At 47.7% G+C, this 23,499-nt stretch carries 19 protein-coding genes; 12 read left to right on the top strand and 7 right to left on the bottom strand.

The genetic code is table 11. From position 1 onward, the window contains the following. Positions 1-15: 15 nt before the first annotated feature. The 7 genes from IT393_01770 to IT393_01740 are packed head-to-tail and all read right to left on the bottom strand — an operon-like array spanning position 16 to position 5,990. Complete coding sequence (locus IT393_01770) at positions 16-438, bottom strand: DUF86 domain-containing protein (GenBank protein ID MCC7201378.1); 423 nt, start codon at positions 436-438, stop codon at positions 16-18. Between the two features lie 13 nt (positions 439-451). Then, a complete protein-coding gene (locus IT393_01765; protein ID MCC7201377.1) occupies positions 452-874 on the bottom strand; it encodes a nucleotidyltransferase domain-containing protein in 423 nt (140 codons plus the stop codon). 60 nt (positions 875-934) lie between these two features. Beyond that, a complete protein-coding gene (locus tag IT393_01760) occupies positions 935-1,711 on the bottom strand; it encodes a TatD family hydrolase (protein MCC7201376.1) in 777 nt (258 codons plus the stop codon). A gap of 6 nt (positions 1,712-1,717) precedes the next feature. Continuing rightward, positions 1,718-3,652 carry a methionine--tRNA ligase gene (metG, locus tag IT393_01755; GenBank protein ID MCC7201375.1) on the bottom strand — a complete coding sequence of 645 codons (1,935 nt, stop codon included), beginning with the start codon at positions 3,650-3,652 and terminating at the stop codon, positions 1,718-1,720. Then, entirely contained in the window at positions 3,649-4,332 is a 684-nt protein-coding gene (locus IT393_01750) for a hypothetical protein (protein ID MCC7201374.1), read from the bottom strand. The genes metG and IT393_01750 overlap by 4 nt, the downstream gene beginning before the upstream one ends. An 18-nt stretch (positions 4,333-4,350) precedes the next feature. Next, complete coding sequence (holB, locus tag IT393_01745) at positions 4,351-5,355, bottom strand: DNA polymerase III subunit delta' (GenBank protein MCC7201373.1); 1,005 nt, start codon at positions 5,353-5,355, stop codon at positions 4,351-4,353. Next, entirely contained in the window at positions 5,352-5,990 is a 639-nt protein-coding gene (locus IT393_01740) for a dTMP kinase (protein MCC7201372.1), read from the bottom strand. The genes holB and IT393_01740 overlap by 4 nt, the downstream gene beginning before the upstream one ends. Positions 5,991-6,097: 107 nt before the next feature. Between IT393_01740 and IT393_01735 the strand changes: the two genes are divergently transcribed. The 12 genes from IT393_01735 to IT393_01680 form a co-directional block, all read left to right on the top strand. After that, a complete protein-coding gene (locus IT393_01735) occupies positions 6,098-6,769 on the top strand; it encodes a DUF502 domain-containing protein (GenBank protein MCC7201371.1) in 672 nt (223 codons plus the stop codon). A 2-nt stretch (positions 6,770-6,771) separates the two neighbouring features. Continuing rightward, positions 6,772-8,166, top strand: coding sequence for a bifunctional UDP-N-acetylglucosamine diphosphorylase/glucosamine-1-phosphate N-acetyltransferase GlmU (gene glmU / locus IT393_01730; GenBank protein ID MCC7201370.1), 1,395 nt, complete (start codon positions 6,772-6,774; stop codon positions 8,164-8,166). Positions 8,167-8,578: 412 nt separating this feature from the next. Next, a complete protein-coding gene (gene glmS, locus IT393_01725) occupies positions 8,579-10,408 on the top strand; it encodes a glutamine--fructose-6-phosphate transaminase (isomerizing) (GenBank protein ID MCC7201369.1) in 1,830 nt (609 codons plus the stop codon). After that, positions 10,409-12,577, top strand: a complete 2,169-nt coding sequence (locus tag IT393_01720) for a UvrD-helicase domain-containing protein (protein ID MCC7201368.1) — start codon at positions 10,409-10,411, stop codon at positions 12,575-12,577. It abuts the gene before it with no gap. Continuing rightward, on the top strand, positions 12,574-12,861 hold the full coding sequence (gene gatC / locus IT393_01715; GenBank protein MCC7201367.1) for an Asp-tRNA(Asn)/Glu-tRNA(Gln) amidotransferase subunit GatC: 288 nt from the start codon (positions 12,574-12,576) through the stop codon (positions 12,859-12,861). The genes IT393_01720 and gatC overlap by 4 nt, the downstream gene beginning before the upstream one ends. 15 nt (positions 12,862-12,876) lie before the next feature. Then, positions 12,877-13,239 (top strand): aspartate 1-decarboxylase, encoded by a 363-nt coding sequence (locus tag IT393_01710; protein MCC7201366.1) that lies wholly within the window; start codon positions 12,877-12,879, stop codon positions 13,237-13,239. Then, on the top strand, positions 13,226-14,695 hold the full coding sequence (gene gatA / locus IT393_01705; protein ID MCC7201365.1) for an Asp-tRNA(Asn)/Glu-tRNA(Gln) amidotransferase subunit GatA: 1,470 nt from the start codon (positions 13,226-13,228) through the stop codon (positions 14,693-14,695). Before IT393_01710 ends, gatA begins: the two co-directional genes overlap by 14 nt. Positions 14,696-14,916: 221 nt before the next feature. Further along, positions 14,917-16,347, top strand: a complete 1,431-nt coding sequence (gene gatB, locus IT393_01700) for an Asp-tRNA(Asn)/Glu-tRNA(Gln) amidotransferase subunit GatB (GenBank protein MCC7201364.1) — start codon at positions 14,917-14,919, stop codon at positions 16,345-16,347. Positions 16,348-16,659: 312 nt separating this feature from the next. After that, complete coding sequence (gene eno / locus IT393_01695) at positions 16,660-17,940, top strand: phosphopyruvate hydratase (GenBank protein MCC7201363.1); 1,281 nt, start codon at positions 16,660-16,662, stop codon at positions 17,938-17,940. Beyond that, the gene (locus IT393_01690; GenBank protein MCC7201362.1) at positions 17,937-18,275 is read left to right on the top strand and encodes a septum formation initiator family protein; all 339 of its coding nucleotides are present in this window, start codon (positions 17,937-17,939) and stop codon (positions 18,273-18,275) included. The genes eno and IT393_01690 overlap by 4 nt, the downstream gene beginning before the upstream one ends. After that, entirely contained in the window at positions 18,272-20,491 is a 2,220-nt protein-coding gene (locus IT393_01685) for a hypothetical protein (GenBank protein ID MCC7201361.1), read from the top strand. Before IT393_01690 ends, IT393_01685 begins: the two co-directional genes overlap by 4 nt. Before the next feature lie 291 nt (positions 20,492-20,782). Then, positions 20,783-23,499 (top strand): hypothetical protein (locus tag IT393_01680; GenBank protein MCC7201360.1); only part of this gene is annotated, 2,717 nt, incomplete at its 3' end.

Genomic DNA, 23,499 nt, shown 5'->3' with positions numbered 1-23,499 from the left:
GATTTATTTTTGTTATCAAGAGGCTTCATGACCTTCTGATAAACCCTGCAAATAGGACAGAATAACTTCTTTGAATTTATCAAAATCATTAAGATGCCGCTTTAAGATTATAATTACGATCTCTGCATCTACTTTTTCATACTGATGAACAACCACATTGCGGAACTTGGCCATCTTCTCCATTGTGGCAAACATCTCAGGGCTTATAATTTTATTTTCAAGTAATACCATGAATGTGTCAGCATATGTTGTTGGTGCCCTCATTCCCCTGTCAGAGATGATATGATTGGCAATGTCTGTACATGTTTCTATCATTATCTGCAGCGTCCGTTCGACGATACGCTGGGTCTTCCAGTCGTTCTTATAGTTGTCAATGGCAATATCAGTGAATTCTTTTATCTGCCCGTAGTACGTTCCGAGCTCTGACAGTTTTCTCAAAACAACAGCTTTATCAACCAATGCCGTATCTCCCAAGAAAATACATATCCTCTTTTATCTTAAAATCAAAGAATTTTCGTAATGTGGCTGACTCATATAAGTGGCGTCTGGGCGGATCCTTGTCAACGAGTAACTGCTTTTTCAGTAATATTCTTCCGGTAAGGCTAACAGGCGCGGTATTCAGAATTACAAGATCAATCTCACTGGTGCCGAGAGCGTCTGAAAGTCTGTCGAATAGTCCGAGTTTATATTCAGCAACGTCATGAGCCGATTTCAGGAAAACGGCTATATCTATGTCAGAGAGGGGAGTTGCCCTTCCTTTAGCAAGTCCACCGAATAGATAAGCAAATACGACATTGTCATCATTAAGAAGGACCTTTTTCCCTTCAGCAATCTTTAAGAGTATGTCTTCGGGTAGTTTCTCAAACTTAATCATGCATCATTATTGCCTTAAATATTAAGGGGTGTCAACTCTATCCGAAGGCCGTGATATGTTTTAAAGTTGGATATTAAACAATCTTGAGGCGTTGCTCATCACCACCTGACCCAGTTCGTCCAGCGGGATGTTTTTGACCTCTGCAATCTTCTCGGCAACATATCGTACATAGGCTGGTTCGTTTCTTTTGCCCCTGTGCGGGTGGGGGGTGAGGAACGGGGCATCGGTCTCAATGAGAATCCTGTCGAGTGGTACTGCTGCTACAATGTCGAGTATCTTGCCTGCGTTTTTGAATGTTATGACGCCTGAGAAGGAGATGTATAGTCCCATCCCCATTGCCTTTTCCGCCATATCCATGTCTCCGGAAAAACAATGCAACACCCCGCCGGCTGCCGCTATATCTTCTTCTTTAAGGATTTGCAGTGTGTCATCCTTTGCCTCGCGGCTGTGGACGATAACAGGGAGTCCCATGGATTTTGCCAGGTTTATCTCAAGCCTGAAGTGTTCCTGCTGGGCCTTTGCAGGGGAGTGCATGTAGTGGTAATCAAGGCCGGTCTCACCGAGGGCTACTACCTTTTTTCCCGATGCCAGTTCCCTGATTGTCTTTGATACATTTTCACCATCACTGAAGTCCTTTACGTCATGAGGATGGATGCCGACTGCAGCATAGATGAAGTCGTGTTCTTCCGCTATTGCGATTGCATTCCGGCTGTCTTCTATGTCAGTGCCGATTGTTATAAGGCGTGAGATGCCTGCCTCTGTTGCGGCCTTAATAACTCCTGACCTCTCAGGGCCGGCATCATACATGGTCAGGTGGCAGTGTGTGTCAATCAGCATAATGCGCTACTTTACTACAGCGCCGGGTTGAATATCCTGTGCGGGTTGAAGCAATGTCAGTGTTTCACCGCTGCTTGCTGCCAGAACCATGCCCTGCGACTCTATGCCCATTAGCTTGGCTGGTTTGAGGTTGGCAACAATAACAACACTCCTGCCTGTTAAATCTTCAGGTTTATAATGCAACGCTATGCCTGCAACCAGCTGTCTCTTCTCATCTCCGATATCTACCAGGAGCTTTATGAGCTTCTTTGAGTTTGGAACACTCTCAGCGCTGACTATCTTCCCAACCCTGAGTTTTATCTTTGCAAACTCTTCAATAGAGATGGTGTCACTGACTTCCGGTCTTTCTTCTGCGGTTTCTGTCTTTTCGTTCATGACTTTTAATCCCTCACGTTTGGTCTCTGCCTCAATCCTGGCGAATAAAACACCTGACCTGCTGACATGCAATCCCGTCCTGAGACCACCCCACCTGCACGCAGTGTCAAGTCTGGCGGATGCAATATCATCCTCTATCCCGAGCTGCCTCCATATCTTTACTGCTGCCTCAGGCATATAAGGATAGATGTAGAGTGTGATTATACGCAACACCTCTGCAGAATTATAGAGGACAGAGGACAGGCGGTCCCTCTTTGTGGCATCCTTTGCCAGCGCCCACGGGGCGGACTCATCAATATATCGGTTGGCAGTGCCTATAACCGCCCACACAGCGTTTAATGCCTTATTGTACTCAAGCCCCTCCATAAACCCGCTGATCTTTTCACAGAGCCCTTCTGCGCTTTCTATCACAGTCTTGTCCGGCGCTTCTGCTGCTGCAGATGACGGTGGGATTTTGCCATCAAAATATTTCTCTATCATTGATATAGTCCTGCTCAGGAGATTCCCCAGGTCATTGGCAAGGTCGCTGTTGATCCTTCGTATCATGGCATCCCTTGAGAAATCGCCATCGAGCCCGAAAGTCACCTCTCTCATCAGGAAATATCTGAACTGATCAACACCAAATTCCCCTATTATGTCGAACGGGTTTACTACATTCCCGCGGCTCTTTGACATCTTCTCGCCATCTACTGTCCACCAGCCATGGGCAAAGATGGTCTTTGGGGGTTCAGCATCCAGTGCCTTCAGCATGGTAGACCAGTAAACAGAGTGAGTGGTGAGGATGTCCTTGCCGATCAAATGGAAGTCAGCAGGCCACCATTTATTGAATCTCTCCGTATCAGTGAGATAACCGGGGGCGGAAATATAGTTTACGAGCGCATCAAACCATACATATGTTACATAGTCACTGTCGAATGGGAGTGGTATACCCCACGACAGCCTTGACTTCGGCCTTGATATACAGAGGTCTCCAAGCCTGTTCTGAAGAAAGCCAAGCACTTCATTCCTTCGGGATGCAGGCTGGATGTAGTCGGGATGATTGTTTATATAGTCTGTAAGCCATGGCTGATATTTGCCCATGCGGAAAAAATAGTTGCTTTCTGCGATCTTTTCAACACCCCTGCCGCAATCTGGACACTTGCCGTCCGCAAGGTCCTTCTCTGTCCAGAAACGTTCATCCGGCAGGCAATACCAGCCCTCATACGTATCTTTATAAATATCTCCTTTTTTGAATAACAGGTCTAATGTCTTCTGAACAACCCTTATATGCCTTTCCTCTGTTGTGCGTATAAAATCGTCATTGGATATATTCAGTGACGTCCATAGTTTCCTGAACCTTGTGACGAGCTCATTGACATATTCTTCAGGAGTCTTGCCATGTTTAGCCGCTGCCTCCTGAACCTTCTGGCCATGCTCGTCTGTTCCTGTAAGGAACATGACGTTATGACCGCACATTCGAAAGTACCTTGCAAGGACATCTGCGGCAACTGTTGTGTATGCGTGACCGATGTGGGGGACGTCGTTTACATAATAGATGGGGGTTGTTATATACCTGCCCTTCGTCATTTCTTTAATCCATGTTCATAGGCAATGCAGCACATAAGCCTCCCGCACATCCCTGATATCCTCGAAGGGTTGATTACAATGTCCTGATCCCTTGCCATCTTTATAGATACTGCAGCGAAGTCCTTCAGGAATGTTGCGCAGCATAGCGGTCTTCCGCATGCGCCAAAGCCGCTGATCATCCTTGCCTCATCCCTGATCCCCACCTGTCTTAATTCAATCCTCGCATTGAATTTATACGCAAGGTCCTTTACCAGTTCCCGGAAGTCCACGCGGGTGTCAGCGGAAAAGTAGAAGGATATCCTGCTTTCATTGAAGGAATATTCAACGTCAATCAGCTTCATGGGGAGTCCCCTGTCCGCGATGCGTGCAGCGCAGTATGAAAAGGCGTCCTGCTCCATCTTTGCCTGTGCCTCAAGCCTTGCCAGGTCGTCCGTGCTTGCCACCCGCAGCACCTTCTTTAATGGTTTGTTATTGAGTACCTTAAGGACATATCTCGGAGGTGACACGACGCGTCCTGCCTCCTCACCGTAATCCCCCTCTGTAATTACGCAGTCTCCCACACGGGCCACAACGTCCATCGGATTATAATGTATTATAATGCCGCGGTCCCTGTTTCTGACCCCTATTATTTTTATACCTCCCTTTACCGGTCTTTCTTCTATATCAGTTGTTTGTTCCATTGTCCTTCCTCTTACCTGCTATTTGCTGCCTGCTGCCCCCAATAACATGCCGTCAGCTATATTATTGCAAAGCACATCCAGCGCAAGTTGTCTGTTCATATTACGATCCTGCCCCCTATATGCAGATTTGAGCAGTCCTATTGTGTTGAGAAGTCTTTCTGTGCTTATCCTGTCTTTTAATTCCGAAAGGGTGTTTTCCACGTCTTTGTTAATGATTAGCCCCGTCTCCCCCTGTTCCTTCATTATCATGATGTCTCTGAGACAGGTTAATACCCAGAAGAGCATGTTACAGAAAGATGCCTCATCTTTGGAAAACTTCTCTGATAAATTAAACACAGCTTCCCTGCCTGCCTCTCCTGTCAAAAATAAACTGTTAATGACCTCCAGGCGTGCATGACGGAAATCCCCTGATGACAGGGACATTGCCTTACCCGGACTCCCGCTTGCCATATTGGCGGCAAATTCTGCCTCTTCCTTTTCAATTCCGGCCTTTTCCATCAATATGGCGGCAATAATATGAGGGGGGATTTGAGCAAACGGTACCTTTTGACATCTTGACAATATTGTCTGCAGTAACATGTCAGGGTTTGAACTAATAAGGATTATTACAGTATCTGCCGGCGGTTCTTCCAGTGTCTTAAGAAAGGCATTGGATGAAGATAGATTAAGTCTCTCTGCGCCGTCTGCAACTACGACCCGTTTTCGTGCTTCGATTGGTTTATAGGCCATCCCGTTTATCAAATCCCTTACAGAGCCGATTTTTATTTCTCCTTCTTCTCCGCCTAATACCGTAATGTCCGGGTGAATGCCTGATGAAATCTTTCTGCAAGACGTGCACAGGCCGCAGGCGTCTTCGTTGTCCTGAGCGCAATTGAGCGCCATGGCGAAATTTATGGCTGTCTTTCTTTTCCCTACGCCGTCAGGGCCGTGGAATAGATAGGAATGGGCTACATGGCTATTTAATATGGCCCTCTTCAGGATATTGATTGCCCTGTCCTGGCCTCTGATTTCCGCAAAACTCATTGTGCCAGCACCTTATCAACCAGTTTCGCGATTTCCCGGTGTACAGCCTCCTTTTCTCTGTCCGAACTGATGACAAATATTCTCTCAGGAAATTCCATGGCCCATTTGAGGTATCCTTCCCTTACCCTTTGATGAAAATCCATGGATTCACTTTCCATCCTGTCCTCTTCCCTCATATTCTTCTGATTCCGGGACCGTGCGCGCCTCAATCCCTCTGCCGGGTCAACGTCCAGAACAAATGTGATGTGAGGAGAGACCCCTTCAGTTGCAAAACTGTTGATAGCCTCAATCATACGGATGTCTATCCCCCTCACAAGGCATTGATAAACAAATGTGGAATCAGAGAACCTGTCACATATTATAATTTTACCTGCCTCTAACGAGGGCCTGATTACCTCAGATACGTGTTGCGCCCTGCTGGCCAGGTACAACAGGACTTCAGTATGCGGGGTCATGTTGCTGAAGCTGGTGGAAAGCAGTATTTCCCTGATCGCCTCACTTATTGGCGTGCCGCCGGGTTCTCTTGTCATCAGCACATTATGGCCTTTTTCTTCCAGATACCGGATCAGGAGTTTGGCCTGTGAGGTCTTGCCGCACCCTTCAATACCCTCAAATGTAATAAATCTTCCTTCCATCAAACTATCATAACGTAAGGGTGCATAAAATTCAATCTATCAGTTGACGCATGTTTTACAAATCACTTGATACCATTGGCCCTTATATTGTATCATGTCGTAATAGAATGAAAGGTCATCTTAAGAGATATTTCGTTACCGGGCTGCTGGTGATTACCCCCATATGGGGTACCTATCTTGTTTTATCTACGCTCCTGAGCTTCCTGGAAGGATTTCTCGGCAATTTTCTCAAAGACATAGGAAGGTACTACATACCCGGGATGGGTATAGTTACCCTTATCATACTGATCTTTCTGGTCGGGGTTCTGACGACCAATTTCATCGGCAGAAAGGTTATGAGCATGTGGGAGCGGGCGATGAACAAGGTACCGCTGGTCAGGGGCATTTATACAGTATTCAAGCACATTGTTGATACCCTGTCGCTTCAGGGGAAGGAGCAGTTTAATCGTGTTGTCCTTGTAGAGTTTCCGAGGGATGGTGTTTATGCCATAGGGTTTGTCACTGGTGTGACCCGCGGGGAAGTCCAGAATTTAACCAGGGAAACAGTAGTTAATGTCTTTATCCCGACAACGCCGAATCCCACTACCGGCTATTTCGTATTTGTTCCTGAGAACAGGATTTTACAGTTGAGCATGAGTGTTGAGGATGGGATGAAGATGATAATCTCAGGAGGTCTTTACACACCGCCCCATATGAAGGATGTCAGGGGGCCTGATGCAGAAGGGGCGTTTACTCAGTCAGGTGCACGGGATTCCAAAGAGGCCGGAGTCAAGGTCTGACCATGGAAAAAAACATAGCAACAATTATTTTAGCCGCAGGGCTGGGCAAGAGGATGAAGTCAAATGTCGCCAAGGTGCTTCATTGTGTTGCAGGCAAACCTATGTTCCTCTACCCTGTTATTGTTGCTGAAAGTATTTCATCAGGAAAGATTATCGTGGTTGTGGGACATCAGTCTGAAAAGGTGATGGATGCTGTCGCCGGCAGGAATGTGGAGATGGCCATACAGGCTAAACAGAATGGCACTGCTGATGCTGTCAGGGCAGGGATGGATCGTCTGAAGGATTTCAAAGGGACGCTGGTAATATTGTGCGGGGATGTCCCCCTTATAACGCCTGAGACAGTAAGCAGGTTTCTTGCCGTGCATGAAAAGGATGGTGCGTCTTTAACAGTGCTTACTACTGAGGTTGCAGATCCGTCAGGTTATGGCAGGATCGTCCGCAGTTCTGACGGTTCTATAGCGAGGATAGTTGAAGACAGGGATGCTGATGAGAGTATCAGACGGATCAGGGAAGTAAACACCGGAATTTATGCCTTTGACAGCGCCCTCTTAACCTCTGTAATTTGTGAAATCGGCGCGGATAATTCCCAGAAAGAGTTTTATCTCACAGACAGTATTGAGGCAGGCCTGAGGAAGCGGCTCAGGGTTTCTGCATACAAGACAGATGACTCACAGGAGGTAATGGGTATAAACAGCAGGCTTGAACTTGCCCGGGCTGAGGGTATAATGAGAAAACGGATAAACAGCAGGCATATGCTCGGCGGTGTCACCTTCATTGATCCGGAAAGCACATATATTGATGCGGATGTCAGCATTGGACAGGATGTGACAATCTACCCCGGGACGGTTATTCAGGGCAATACATCAATTGCAGACGGGGCTATAATTTATTCCAATAACAGGATAGTCAATAGCCTGATAGGGGCTGCAGTTACAATAAAAGACTCCTGTGTCATCGAAGACAGCTCCGTAGGAGACAGCTCTCAGATTGGTCCATTCGCCCACCTGAGGCCAGGCTGTAACCTTGAGAGGAATGTCAGGATCGGGAATTATGTTGAACTAAAGAAGTCTGTTATGGGGGATGGTTCCAAGGCCAACCACCTTACTTATCTCGGAGATGCCGAGATCGGCAGCGGTGTTAATATCGGTGCAGGGACAATAACCTGCAACTATGACGGACAGTCAAAGAACAAGACAGTTATTGGAAATGACGTATTTATCGGCAGTGATGTGCAGCTGGTGGCGCCTGTGAATATAGGCGACGGCGCCTTTGTGGCAGCGGGCGCAACAGTAACAAAGGATGTCCCGCCCGGCGCCCTTGCGATAAGCCGCGTTGAGCAGGAGAACCGTGAAGGATGGGTGGAGGAGAGGAAAAACAAGAAAAGCAGGAAAAAATGAGTACTGTGAGTGGGTATTTTCAGGTGAACAGTCATGAGCCTCAGGCTCACCAGGGTTCGTGAAAATGTCATTCCCGCGTAAGCGGGAATCCAGACCGTGGACTGGTTCTGGATTCCCACTTGCGTGGGAATGACAGGTGAAAAATCCTGCGGGGACAGGTTCTGTGGGACTGACGGGTGAATAGGAGCATTTTCAGGTGAACCGTCATGAGCCCTTCGACTGTTCGACAAGCTCACAGCTCAGGGCTCACCAGGGTTCATGAAAATGTCATTCCCGCGTAAGCGGGAATCCAGACCGTGGCCTGGTTCTGGATTCCCACTTGCGTGGGAATGACGGGTGAAAAATCCTGCGGGGACAGGTTCCGTGGGAATGACGGGTGAATAGCAACATTTTCAGGTGAAAGGAGGTCATTATGTGCGGGATAATCGGTTATATCGGCAATCAGGATGTAGTGCCTATACTTATTGATGGCCTCAAGAGACTTGAGTATCGCGGTTATGACTCAGCAGGCATCGCCTTTATACAGGATGGCAAGATTGGTGTGCGCAGGTGCGTTGGCAAGCTTATAAATCTTGAGATGGCCCTGTCAGGGCAGAAGTTGTCCAGCACAATCGGCATCGGACACACCCGGTGGGCGACGCACGGACGCCCGTCAGAAGAGAATGCCCATCCGCACAGGGTTGGAAACATAGTTGTTGTTCATAACGGGATCATCGAGAATTATACGCAACTCAAAAAAGAGCTTGTCTCCGAAGGGTGTCACTTCTCTTCAGAAACAGATACAGAGGTAATTGCACACCTTATTAACAGGCAGGTTAAAAAGGGTCTTTCGCTCGTACAGGCTGTTCAGGAGTCCATCCGGGAGATAAAGGGGGCTTATGCAATTGCCGTTTTCCGTCAGGAGGAGCCTGAGGTGCTTGTTGGCGCACGGAACGGCTGTCCGCTGGTCGCAGGATTAAGTCACGGAGGGGCGTTCCTTGCATCGGACATACCGGCAATACTCAGTCATACGAGGGATGTTATATTTCTCGATGACAGGGAGATAATCACCCTCACACCTGAGGGTATTCAGATTACTGATGTTGATGGCAATCCCATAGAAAAGGAATTGTCAAAGGTGATGTGGAATCCGGTAATGGCAGAGAAGGGCGGCTATAAGCATTTTATGCTTAAAGAGATATATGAGCAGCCGAGGGCGATTACAGACACCATACGTGGCAGGCTGTCTCATGATACCGGAAATGTTTACCTGGATGAGATAGGGCTGACGGCGGCTGATATCAGGAGACTGGATCGCATCTATATTGTTGCCTGCGGCACATCATGGCATGCGGCGCTTACAGGGAAGTTTATGATTGAGGAGATGGCTCGAATACCTGTTGAAGTGGATGTGGCATCTGAGTTCAGGTACCGGGATCCCATCATTGATGAAAACAGCCTGCTGATTGCCATTACCCAGTCAGGAGAGACGGCAGATACACTGGCGGCGATTCGCGAGGCAAGAGGTAAAAAGGGCAAGGCATTTGCAATATGCAATGTCGTCGGCAGTACTGCGGCAAGAGAATCGGACGGTGTTATATACACCCACACAGGCCCGGAGATCGGCGTTGCAGCAACAAAGACCTTTACAGCACAGCTTGTCGCCCTGTACCTGTTAGCCCTGTATCTCGGCCGTTCAAAGGGGGTCATGACGCAGGATGAAGGGATGCGCCGGCTGGACCTCTTGTCCCACCTGCCTAATCTCGCTGAGAAGGTGCTTGAAAAGAATGATGTGATCGAAGAGATAGCCAGGTCATACTTTAATTATAAGGACTTCCTGTATCTTGGCAGGGGGGCGGACTATCCGATTGCACTGGAGGGGGCATTAAAGTTAAAGGAAATCTCATATATTCATGCTGAGGGCTATCCTGCCGGCGAGATGAAGCATGGCCCTATAGCGCTCATAGACGATCAGATGCCTTTGATCGTCCTCATCCCCAGGAACAGCGTATATGACAAGGTTCTGAGCAATATAATGGAGGTTAAGGCAAGGGGCGGCAAAGTGATTGCCTTTGCAACAGAAGGGGATCAGGACATAGCCGGAAGGGTTGACCATGTATTCTATATGCCGGAATTCGATCATTTGCTTACGCCGGTACTTCTTGCGATTCCGCTTCAGTTGTTTGCATATCATATTGCCGTTATCAGAGGCTGTGATGTAGACCAGCCGAGGAATCTGGCCAAGAGTGTAACGGTAGAATAAATGGACTTTCTTGATAATTTGAATCCTCCGCAGAAAAAGGCGGTTGAACATACAGAAGGGCCGCTTCTTATACTTGCCGGTGCAGGCAGCGGCAAGACCCGTGTCATAACCTGCCGCATAGCCAATCTCATCTTCAATAAGGGTGTATCGCCCTCAAACATCCTTGCTGTAACATTTACCAACAAGGCTGCTAATGAGATGAAGGAGCGCATAGCAGGTGTCAGCAATACGGTAAACAGGGGTGCTGGGTCAGGTGCTGCAAGCCGGATGAACGGGCTCTGGATAGGCACATTCCATTCCATCTGCCTTCGGCTGTTGAGAAGGCATGGAAGTGCACTCGGCTTCAGGAACGATTTTTACATTTACGATAAATCTGATCAGGCGGACCTTGTCAGGGAGTGTGTAAAGGAACTTAACATTAATGATGAGATATACCCGGTGAATTCCCTTTCAGGCAGGATCTCACACCTGAAAAACAGGCTTATCACCATAGATGACTTTGCAAAAACCTCAAAAGGCTTTGGCATGGATGACAAGGTGTTGAAGGTCTACAGTCTCTATCAGGAAAAACTCTCAGGCCGGCATGCAATGGATTTTGATGACCTGATTATGAAGTGTGTTGAACTTTTTGAGAATAATGAAGAGATCCGCGGGAAATACCAGGAGACATTCAGTTATATCCTTGTTGATGAATATCAGGATACAAATGCAGCGCAGTATAAACTGATCAGGAGCCTCACGGACAGACATCAGAATTTGTGTGTAGTGGGAGATGATGATCAGAGTATTTACCGTTTCCGCGGCGCAGAACTGCAGAATATCCTGAGTTTTGAGGCAGACTTTCCCTCAGCAACAGTAATCAGGCTTGAACAGAACTATCGTTCAACCGGCTCTATCCTGAATATTGCCGGAACTGTTATTGAGAAGAATGCAGGCCGGCACGTCAAAAAATTATGGACCGAGAATCCTGACGGTGACCCTGTTGATTACCGCAGGACTGAGGATGAGAGAGAAGAGGCGAAGTATGTGGCGCGCTGCATAAAATCAATGATAAAAAACGGCCGTAAGGGGAGGGAGTTTGCCATCCTCTACCGTACAAATGCCCAGTCAAGGATACTGGAAGAGATCATGATAGAGTCGGGACTGCCATACATGATTGTCGGCGGTCTCAAATTCTATGAGAGGAAAGAGATAAAGGACATAATGGCATATGTCAGGGCATCCCTGCACCCGGAAGATGATATCAATCTGAGGAGGATAATAAATGTTCCTCACCGGGGCATTGGTGCAGTGACATTGAAGTCTGTTGAAGAATATTCCCATATGCATCAGGTGCCGTTGTATGATGGTGTGCTAACGCTCTCTGCTGACAATCCCAAACTGAAGGGGTTTACGAATATAATGGAAAGGCTCAGGATGCTTGTTTGTGAACAGTCTCCTTCTGAATTTGTGAAGTCTCTGTTTGAACAAACCGGATACCTCGATGCACTGAAGAGGGATGAAAAGGGCGAAGACCGTATTGAAAATGTCATGGAACTGCTTGCTGCTGTAAAAAGATATGAAGAAAGGATGCCAGGGATGGATATCTGCGGCTTCCTGGATGAGGCGAGCCTCTTTGGGAGTTCGGATGATCCTGAGCCCGGGTCATCGGATAATGTGGCGCTGATGACCCTTCACAGCGCAAAGGGCCTCGAATTTCCGGTTGTATTTATTACAGGGCTTGAAGAGGGGATGCTCCCCCATGCAGGGAGCATGGACAATACTGAGGCAATAGAGGAAGAGCGCAGGTTATGCTATGTAGGCATTACAAGGGCAAGGGAAAAGCTCTATATTACAGGTGCAAAGAGGAGAAATGTCTTCGGCCAGCTGATGGACAGGACAGAGTCGAGATTCGTCAGGGACATCAGGGGACATGCAAAAATAAGGATAGAAAATGACAGTGCGTCCATGTATAATAAGCCGGTTGGCCGTGAGGCTGCCGCTGTCACGAGGGTCGCCTGGGAGAGGGGTAGATTCAAGGCTGGCGACCGCGTGAACCATCATCTGTGGGGTGCTGGTGTCGTTGAGAAATCTGAAGGGCTCGGAGAAGAAGAAAAGGTTATAGTGAAGTTTAATTCGGTGGGCTCAAAGCAGCTTGCCGTGAAATTCGCCAATCTTACATCATTATGAAAATAACACGCAGGGAAGTGGAGCACGTTGCCAAACTGGCAAGGCTGGCCTTAAGGGATGAGGAGATAGAAGTCCTTGCCACCCAGTTGAGCAATATACTGACATATGTGGAGAAGCTGAATGAGCTTGATACAAAAAATGTTGATCCAACATCACACGTCCTGCCTGTAAAAAATGTCCTTCGGGAGGATATTGTACGGACATCCCTTGACAGGGAAAAGGTTCTTGGAAATGCCCCGGACAGGACAGAGGAATTTTTCCGGGTGCCTAAGGTTATAGAATAGCTAAGGAGGTAAAGTGTGTTTAGGGTGATGTTAAGGTCAAAGATCCACAGGGCGACTGTCACTGAAGCTAACTTATCCTATGAAGGGAGTATAACAATTGATCAGGATCTGATACAGGCGGCAGGCATGCTTCCATATGAACAGGTTATGGTGTCAAATCTTCATAATGGGGAACGGTTTGAAACTTATGTAATACCCGGCCCGGCTGGGAGCGGTCAGGTCTGCCTCAACGGTCCAACTGCGAGAAAAGGGCTCGTAGGTGATAAGATCGTCATATTCTGCTATGAATCATACAGCGAGGAGGAACTGAAATTATTTAAGCCAAAGATAATAATTGTGGATGATAAAAACAGGATTGTCAGACTTGGAGATATATAACCTTACGATACATGGATTGAACGGCCTCCTGAAGAAAAAAGAGGTGACGGCAAGAGAGATAGCGGAATCTGTTTTCTCCCGCATTGACGCTGTCGAGGATGAGGTCCGTGCGTATGTAGCCTTATATGCTGACGGGGCGTTTCAGCAGGCTGCAACCTCTGACCGGCTTATCCGGGAAAAGGCGGACTTTCCTGTCCTCACTGGAATACCTGTTGCAATAAAAGATAATATGTGTGTTGAGGGACTTCAGACGACCTGCGCATCCAGGATCCTTCAGGATTTTCGTCCTCCGTATACTGCTGATGTTATTGAGAGGCTTAAGACCCGGGGGTATGTTCATACAGGGATGACCAATATGGATGAGTTTGCCATGGGCTCATCCACTGAGAACTCATCTTACAGGGCCACGAGGAATCCGTGGGATATTTCAAGGGTCCCCGGTGGTTCAAGCGGCGGTTCTGCTGCAGCCGTTGCTGCGGGTGAGTGCATCGCAGCCCTTGGTTCAGACACAGGGGGGTCTATACGTCAGCCTGCCGCACTGTGCGGTGTGGTTGGTCTGAAACCAACGTATGGCCGGGTATCCCGCTACGGTCTTGTCGCATTTGCATCATCACTTGACCAGATTGGTCCGCTGACTAAAGATGTAACCGACTGTGCAATAATGTTAAAGGCGATAAGTGGTCATGACAAGTCTGATTCCACTTCTGCGGAGCTTCCTGTGCCGGATTATCCGGCCCTGCTTGGGAGGGATATAAAGGGCTTCAAACTCGGCATTCCGCGGGAGTATTTTATCAGCGGAATGGATCCGTCAGTTGACAGGTCTGTGCGTGAGGCAATAAGGGTGTATGAACAGCTTGGCGCTGTCATTGAAGAAATTTCTCTCCCGCATACAGAATATGCGGTTGCAACTTATTATATTATTGCTACAGCCGAGGCAAGCTCTAACCTTGCCCGTTATGACGGCGCAAAATATGGTTACAGGACGAAGGATGCCGGCAGCCTGATTGATATGTACATGAAGACGAGAGATGAAGGATTCGGGCCTGAGGTAAAGAGGAGGATAATGCTCGGCACCTACGTCCTCAGCGCCGGCTATTACGACGCCTATTACAAAAAGGCACAGCAGGTGCGAACGCTTATCAAGGGTGACTTTGATAAGGCATTTGAAAAGGTTGATGCAATACTGACGCCTACTTCTCCCACACCAGCATTTAAGATTGGGGAGAGGTCCGATGACCCTCTTCAGATGTACCTGTCTGACATATTTACGATCTCAGCAAACCTTGCAGGGATTCCGGCTATATCCATTCCCTGCGGTTTTACAGAGAACAATTTGCCGGTAGGCCTGCAGATACTTGGCAGGCACTTTGATGAAGAAAGGGTCTTGCAGGTCGCTTATGCCTATGAACAGGCAACTGCGTGGCATAAAATGAGAGCAATGAGTTCAAAGCAATGAGCAATGAGTGATTCCGGGGGATTTTCAGGTGAATCGTCATGAGCCCTTCGACTGTTCGGCACGCTCACAGCTCAGGGCTCACAAGGGGTCATGAAAACGTCATTCCCGCGGAAGCGGGAATCCAGACCGGGGCCTGGTTCTGGATTCCCACTCCCCGCTTAAATCCTGCGGGGACAGGTTCCGTGGGAATGACGGGTACTTAGGAGTATTTTAGAGTGAAATTGCAATACGAAGCAGTCATAGGGCTTGAGGTCCATGCCCAGCTGCGGACGAAATCCAAGATATTCTGCGGCTGCAGTACGAAGTTTGGTGCGCTGCCTAATACGCAGACATGCCCTGTATGCCTCGGCCTCCCTGGCGTGCTTCCTGTGCTGAACAGGGAAGCCGTTAATTTTGCCGTTAAGATGGCCATTGCAACACACAGCAGGATCGCGCCTTACTGCCGTTTTGCGAGGAAAAACTATTTCTACCCAGACCTTCCCAAGGGCTATCAGATTTCCCAGTATGAACTCCCGTTGTCAACCGGTGGTTATGTTGATATTGAATCGGACGGGGCTGTAAAAAAGATTGGTCTGACAAGGATACATATGGAAGAGGATGCAGGCAAGTCCATCCATGATGGCTCCGCTGACTCGAGTCTTGTTGACTTAAACCGCGCAGGTGTTCCGCTCATAGAGATAGTGAGCGAGCCTGACATACGCACACCTGAAGATGCCGTCAGTTATCTGAGGAAGCTGCGAGAGATAGTCCGTTACCTTGAAATATGTGACGGGAATATGGAGGAAGGTAGTTTTCGTTGTGACGCCAATGTTTCAATAAGGCCTGCAGGGGAGAAGGCATTTGGCATAAAAGCGGAAGTGAAGAATATGAACTCCTTCAGATTCGTGCAAAAGGCCCTTGAGTATGAGATAGAGAGGCAGACAGGTGTTGTTGAAGGCGGCGGCAAGATCGTCCAGGAGACAAGGTTGTGGGATTCAGGCAGGGGGATTACTGTTTCCATGAGGTCAAAAGAAGAGGCTCACGATTACAGATATTTCCCAGAGCCTGATCTTGTCCCACTGGAGGTTTCTGAAGAATGGCAGGAGGAGATCAGGAAGAAACTGCCTGAATTGCCGGATGACAAGAGGGTTAGATTTGTGCATGATTATGATATACCGGAATACGATGCACAGGTGCTTACATCATCAAAGGCCCTTGCAAACTTTTTTGAAGAGTGTGTGAAGAATTACCGCAGTCCCAAAGCTGTAAGCAACTGGATAATGGGAGATCTTTTGAGGGAGTTGAAACTCTCCGGGACAGACATTGATGATTGCCTGATAAGGCCGCAACACCTGGCGGGGATGATAAAGATGATAGATGAGGGTGTGATAAGCGGTAAGATAGCCAAGACCATTTTTGAAGAGATGTACAAAACAGGGAAAGACCCTGAGGCCATAGTGAAAGATAAAGGGCTTGTGCAGGTATCAGATGAAGGTGAAATAGAGAGGCTGATAGCACAGGTCATATCTGAAAACCCAAAAGAAGTGGAGGCATTCCGGGGTGGAAAAGACAAGCTGATTGGTTTTTTTGTTGGACAGGTGATGAAGCTGTCAGGCGGAAAGGCAAATCCAGCCAAGGTGAATGAAATGTTAGTGAAGAAACTTAGCAGGTAGCGCCGGCCTTTAGTTCGGTAGACTCACTACAGGTATGGCCGGCTTGACGTGGTGGATGAATCCCCATGCAACGGATCGGCAGGATTAGAGGACATTTTTATGTGAACCGTCATGAACCCTTCGACTGTTCGGCACGCTCACAGCTCAGGGCTCACAAATGGTCATGAAAACGTCATTCCCGCGCAAGCGGGAATCCAGACCAGTGGACTGGTTCTGGATTCCCACTCCCCGCTTAAATCATGCGGGGACAGGTTCCGTGAGAATGACAGGTACTTAGGAGCATTTTCGGATGAAACGAAAGGAGATGTTTGAATGAGTGAAATAATTGATGTGTATGCAAGGGAAATACTTGATTCACGCGGAAATCCTACTGTTGAAGTAGACATTGTACTGGAGAACGGGATCCTTGGCAGGGCAGCGGTTCCATCCGGGGCATCCACAGGCAAGAAAGAAGCGCTGGAGCTGAGAGACGGGGACAAGAAACGCTATCTTGGGAAGGGGGTCCAAAAGGCGGTAACTAACATCATGGAAAAGATCGGTCCTGAGATCCTGTCCATTGATGTTGCAGAGCAGGTTTTAATAGACACGATTATGCTGGAACTCGATGGTACAGACAACAAGGGAAAGCTTGGGGCAAATGCAATACTGGGGGTATCCCTGGCAGTGGCCCGTGCCGCAGCAGAGGACACCGGCCTCCCGCTTTACCGTTATATCGGAGGTGTTAATGCAAGGGAGTTGCCTGTACCGCTGATGAATATATTAAACGGTGGAAAACATGCTGACAATAACCTTGACCTTCAGGAGTTCATGATCGTCCCTGTTGGCACTGACAATGTGAGGGATGCGATAAGGATGGGGGCTGAGGTTTTTCACTCACTCAAGGGCATTCTCCATGATAAGGGATACAATACCTCAACAGGCGATGAAGGAGGTTTTGCCCCGAACCTCTCATCCAATGAAGAGGCGATACAGTTGATAATCAAGGCTATTGAAAAGGCAGGCTACAGGCCTGGCAGTGATATATTTATTGCACTGGATTCAGCATCAAGTGAGTTTTATAAGAAGGGTAAGTATTACTTAAAGGGTGAGGGGAAAGAGGGACGCACGTCCGGTGATATGATCTCTTATTATGAAGGTCTGATTAAGAAATATCCAATTATATCAATTGAAGACGGCCTTTCAGAGGATGACTGGGAAGGCTGGAAACAAATGACGTCAAGGCTCGGCAACAGGGTCCAGCTCGTAGGAGATGACATCTTTGTTACCAATGTAAAATTGCTGGAAAAGGGTATAAAGCAGGGGGTAGGGAATTCTATTCTCGTCAAGGTTAATCAGATAGGGACATTGACAGAAACGATTGAGTCTGTTGAGATGGCAAAAAGGGCAGGGTATACAGCAGTGATTTCTCATCGTTCCGGAGAGACTGAGGATACGACAATTGCCGATCTGTCAGTTGCGTGCAATGCCGGACAGATAAAGACAGGGTCTCTGTCAAGGACTGACAGGCTGGCCAAGTATAATCAGCTTATCAGGATAGAGGATGAACTCGGAGAGACTGCCATATTCAGGGGCAGACGGGCTTTCAAGGTATGAAAAGATTTGCGGGAAATCTAAACCTGACAAATAAACAAAAAAAGTGGGCGTTTTTTGGAATTGCAGGAGCAGTTTCCATATATATTATCATCTCTTTCCTTTTTTATGACATTGGTTTCATTAAATACATTAAGATGAGGGGTGAATTTAAAAGGGTTAGTGCAGACATTAAGCGTCTTAAGGAAGAGAACAGTAAATTACGCGGGGAAGTAAAATCACTCAAAACTGACCCTGATTATATTGAGGCATTTGCAAGAGAAAAGCTGGGCCTCGCAAAAGAAGGAGAAATTATTTACAGATTTGAAGATAAAGACAAGAAAGGCGGCGGGAGATGAGAGACAGGCCGCTTCACATAGCCTTTCTCTGGCACATGCACCAGCCCTATTATCTGGACCCTATGACTGATAAGTTTGTGATGCCATGGGTACGCCTTCATGGCATCAAAGACTATTATGATATGGTGGCGCGCCTGGAAAATTTTCCTGAAATTCATCAGACAGTAAACATGGTACCCTCATTGGTAGAGCAGATTTTGAAATATACTGATAGCGGCGCCACTGATGAGTATATGGACCTTACGCTCAAACCTGCCTCAGAACTTTCCCCTAAGGACAAGACTTTCATACTGACAAATTTTTTCTCACTTCAGTGGGATAATATGCTGTTTGTTTACCCGCGTTACAGAGATATCCTTGAGAAAAGGGGATATTCTCCAAATGCACAGGCACTTGAGAGGGCATGCCGCCGTTTCACCACTCAGGATTTTCTGGACCTGCAGGTCTGGTTTAATCTTGCATGGTTTGATCCAATGTTTAAAGACTATGATCCTTTTCTGAAGGCCCTTATTCAAAAGGGGAGGGATTTTTCTGAAAAAGAGAAGTCTGAGCTGATAAAAAAACAGATTGATGTCATGCGGATGATTATCCCGGAATATAAAAAGATGATGGAAAGGGGACAGATTGAGGTTACCGCGTCCCCGTATTATCATCCAATCCTCCCCTTACTGTGTGATACGGATATTGCAAAGGTTGCCATACCAGGCATCGCGCTTCCCCAAAAAAGGTTCAGGCACCCGGAGGATGCAAAGGCACAAATTGAAAATGCAGTTTCATACCACTCCCGTATATTTGGTTCACCTCCGCAGGGTATGTGGCCGTCCGAGGGTTCTGTGAGTGAGGATATTATTCCTTTACTGGGAAGGGCAGGGATAAAATGGATTGCAACAGATGAAGAGATACTGGCAAGGTCACTTGACATCCAGTTCCAGAGGGGGCTTTCGGACGAGGACCCCGTACCTGAGGCCCTGTATAAACCGTACACTATAGATAAACAGGGACACAGGTTATCAATGATATTCAGAGACCACCAGATATCGGACCTTATTGGTTTTGTATATTCCAAGTGGGACAGCAGTAAGGCTGTTGATGACCTTATTGCACGCCTGCACCGGATCAGAAAGGGTGTGGAATCTCATGACGGCGACCATTTGGTTTCCATAATACTTGATGGAGAAAATGCCTGGGAGCACTATAAGAACGACGGCCATGATTTTCTGTCATGCCTTTATGAAAGGTTGAGCAGGGAGAGTGCATTTAAGACCGTCAGGGTGAGTGACTATCTGGCTGACCAGCCACAGGCGCGGGATATGGGGAGGTTGTTCCCTGGCTCATGGATAAATCACAATTTTAAGATATGGATAGGGCATGAAGAGGATAATTCCGCATGGGATCTTGTTAAGGAGACAAGAGACTTCCTCGTGGAATCAATAAAAAAGGATGAAGCCCTTGAAAAGGACAAGATCGCAGAGGCGTGGGAAAAGATGTACATTGCGGAGGGGAGCGACTGGTGCTGGTGGTTTGGAGAAGAGCACAATTCCGGAATGGATGACAAGTTTGATGAGCTCTTCAGGTCTCAACTTATGGGAGTGTATAAGATACTCGGAAAAGATGCGCCTGAGCATTTTAAGATTCCATTATTGAAAGGGGAGCGGGAGCGCAAGCTTACACGGGAACTGGTGGCATTTCTCAAACCGGTTATTGATGGCAAGGTTACAAGTTATTATGAATGGCTACCTGCAGGTGTTTATGACACGAGGGCTACAGGCGGGGCGATGCACCAGGTAGACAATATCCTGTATGGAATTTATTATGGTTTTGACCTGAATAATCTATTCATGCGACTTGATTCATTGGTCAATCTCATATCAACCGCTGATTCAGGTAGAATTACCTTTAATATCCAGATTATTAAGCCGCATGTCAGCCGGATTGAAATTGGCACTTCCCGGGCAGGTAAGGTTTTTGCTACCCAATATGAAAAAGATGAAAAGGGTCACTGGAAGAAAGTGCAGGATATTGACAAGGTTGCAGCAGATGAGATCATTGAGATCGCTATCCCATTTAAAATGATTAAGGCAGTTGAAAACGAGGAAGTGCAGTTGGTAGTGGTTGTATCCCGGGGTGATGAAGAGCTGGAGAGGTGGCCCAAAACCGGATATCTTTCGTTTGAGGTGCCGACGGAGGAGTTTGAAGCCATACGATGGTGCGTATAGTTGACGGTTGACGTCCAATAATACCCCATTTGCGGCGTCAGGACTTAAAAATTGAGCTTCAACGTACAACACAGTACGCCTCAGTTCAATTTTCAAGTCCTTCCTTGCAACTGGGGCATTCTTGAACGTCAACCGGAGAGCTGATGTAACCCGTTTTTTCACTGGACATGTTTTGCTTGACAATCCCTGCCAATTACGCCAACATACCATCCAAGCAGAGTTTACACCACGAATTTCCATCTATCAGGCTATTATCATAGCTGAACTCAAACCCAATGATGGAGAAATACCATGCCAAAGAAATCCTTCCTAATCCTTATCCTTTTGTTTCTGATACCTCTTTTTACTATGGTTGCACCTGCCGGCGCACTGGTCGTCTCCTCTGACCCTTTTGATGCAACAGATCGTTATTCCATTCTTCTTCCAGCCTATGACGGGAGCATAACCCATGCCCAGGCTAAGGTTAAAGCGCCTGAGAATATTGCTATAGGGCCGGGAGAGGTCTGGGCGCTTGTCAGGTATAAACTACCTCCGGCAGAAGGAGGCAAGACCTTTTATTCTACCGTCTCTCAACCCCTCTCCATTCAGGGACTAAGCCAGTCTTCACCTGCCCTGATCAGTTTTGATTTCTCAGCAGAACCCATACCCTCCGCCGCCTTTTACCGGACACTTATGATCTACTATCAGGATGAGCCTTCAAACGAACCCCTGTTGATTGCCGAATATGCCCCAGAGCAACTACTCCTGCGACCCTCAGGGGATACAGTACAAACCTGGCTTTCGATGCAGGATACTGCAGTAAGTGGCGAGCGCGTTCTTGGCCCACTCAATGTGATCAGGGAAAAGGGGATACCTCAAACAGAGGGCATACCTTTTAACATTTCCGATCCTGCCGGCCAGTTTTTCTTACGCATAATCAATGGAACGGGTGAAGGGACACACAGGGTGGCAAGCGCTATAGTTAAGCTCAATGGCCAGGAGGTCTTAAGACCCTCAGAATTAAGCCGGCAGGTCTCAGAAGTAATGCGCCAGATTAGCCCCGTATCAGGGGGAAACAATCTTGAGGTGAGACTGCGTAGTGCACCAGGCGCATTTATAACTATTGAAGTCTACCGCCTCACAGGGGATACCTGCCGTGCCTTTGGCCCCCATACATTTATCAGGGCAACGGGAAAGCCTGTCAAGGAAGATGTCACCTTTCCATTAAACCCTCAGATGGTGGGTCCCTTTACCCTGAATATTATTAATGGGGATACCAGCGGCACTCACCGCGTTGATTCTGTCAATGTAACATTAAATAACCAGGTGGTCTTTGATCCCTCTCAGTTTAATGAACAGGTCAGCGGGCTTTCTCACACCGTTTCTCCTCAGGCAGTAAACATCATAGGTGTGGAACTGAATGGGGCACCAGGAGACCAGCTATCTCTTGAGATGACAGGTTATGATAATATCCCGCCGGACGTGACTATTACCAGCCCTTCCAATGGGGCTATCTTTACCTCCAGCCCTATTACGGTAAGTGGAGTGGTAGATGACCCCTCGGCCTCTGTGACAGTTAACGGGATTGTTGCCACGGTTGCCCCTAACGGGGCATTTACTGTTGAGGGCATCACCCTGCAGGAGGGTGAAAATACCCTGACAGTGATATCAGGCGACTCCTGTGAAAACCAATCACAGGATGCAATACAGGTATATCTTCAGACAGTCCCTGTGGGTCCTGAAATTATACTATGTGCTGAACCTTTCCGGGAGCAGAGTCCACACCCGCCAGGCGAAGATTGCAGCCCGCAGGCATATGGCAAGTATTATGGATTTGTAACAGGCCTTATGGATGTGAGCGCCATTGCAGTTACTCTAAATGGGGTACTCCTTCCCGATGGAGAACTGGTCTATGATACAGGTGCGGTGTTTTACGGTATGAGGGAGGGGAATTTCTTCTGGGCCTATGTGAACATCCCACAGGCCGATGGTATCCATCCCTTCACTGCAACGGCTGCCGATGGTCAGGGAAACCAGAGGAGCGCCACAGTCACCTTTATCCGGGATACTGTCAAACCCAATATCGTGATCACAAACCCTCCCTATGGGGCTGTACTTAATACCACACCTGTAACGATTCAGGGGACTGTGGATGATCCTGAGGCCATTTTACGACTTGGCTGGTCAGGCCCGTTAATTCCCAATATAAACGGTACCTTTGAAGTTACTGTAAACCTGGTGGAAGGGATAAACAATATCCTGATTACTGCCAGAGACCCGGCAAATAATTCCTCAAGTCGTTCTCACCGGATTATCCTGGATACGGTTCCACCTCAGATCAATATTACAGGTCCCATAGAAGGCATAGTTATAAATACGATAAACATAAGTGTGTCCGGGACGATCACAGATCAAAATATAGGGAGCGTTACAGTATCAGTGAACAGTGGTCTGCCCCAGCCCCTCACAATTGCGGGCACAAGTTTCAGCGGGACAGTCTCCTTAAGCCCCGGTCCGAACATCCTCTTCTTTGAGGCAGCGGATAAGGCGGGAAATAAAAACAGTATCACAAGAAATGTCCTCCTGGACCTGCTCCAACCTCTGGTATCAATTACATCCCCTGCATCAGGGGATCAGGTCAGCGGCGTTATAACTATCACGGTTGGTGCCACAGACAACCAGTCCGGTATTTCAAGTGTAAGTCTTTTTGTGGACGGCCAGGTCCATGCTACTTCTTCTACATTTCCTTACACCTTTGAACTTGATACAATGGCCATTGCTGCGGGGGTGCATACCCTAACGGCGAGGGCCACAGATGGGGCAGGCAATCAGGCAGAGGAAAATATCAATGTAGATATCCTCCGTCAGATTCAGTTGCAGATTACATCTCCTGCAGATGGCTCCACAGTGAATAAATCACCTCTGCTGGTTAAAGGGAGGGTGATCAACAATCTTCAGGAAGCAGGTGTGGTGATAAACGGCGTGATAGCCAATGTCTATGGGAATGACTTTGCAGGAGAGGTCTATCT

The organism is Nitrospirota bacterium (genome assembly GCA_020851375.1).
GTDB lineage: Bacteria > Nitrospirota > 9FT-COMBO-42-15 > HDB-SIOI813 > HDB-SIOI813 > RBG-16-43-11.
This window is presented reverse-complemented; position numbering and strand designations above follow the sequence as displayed.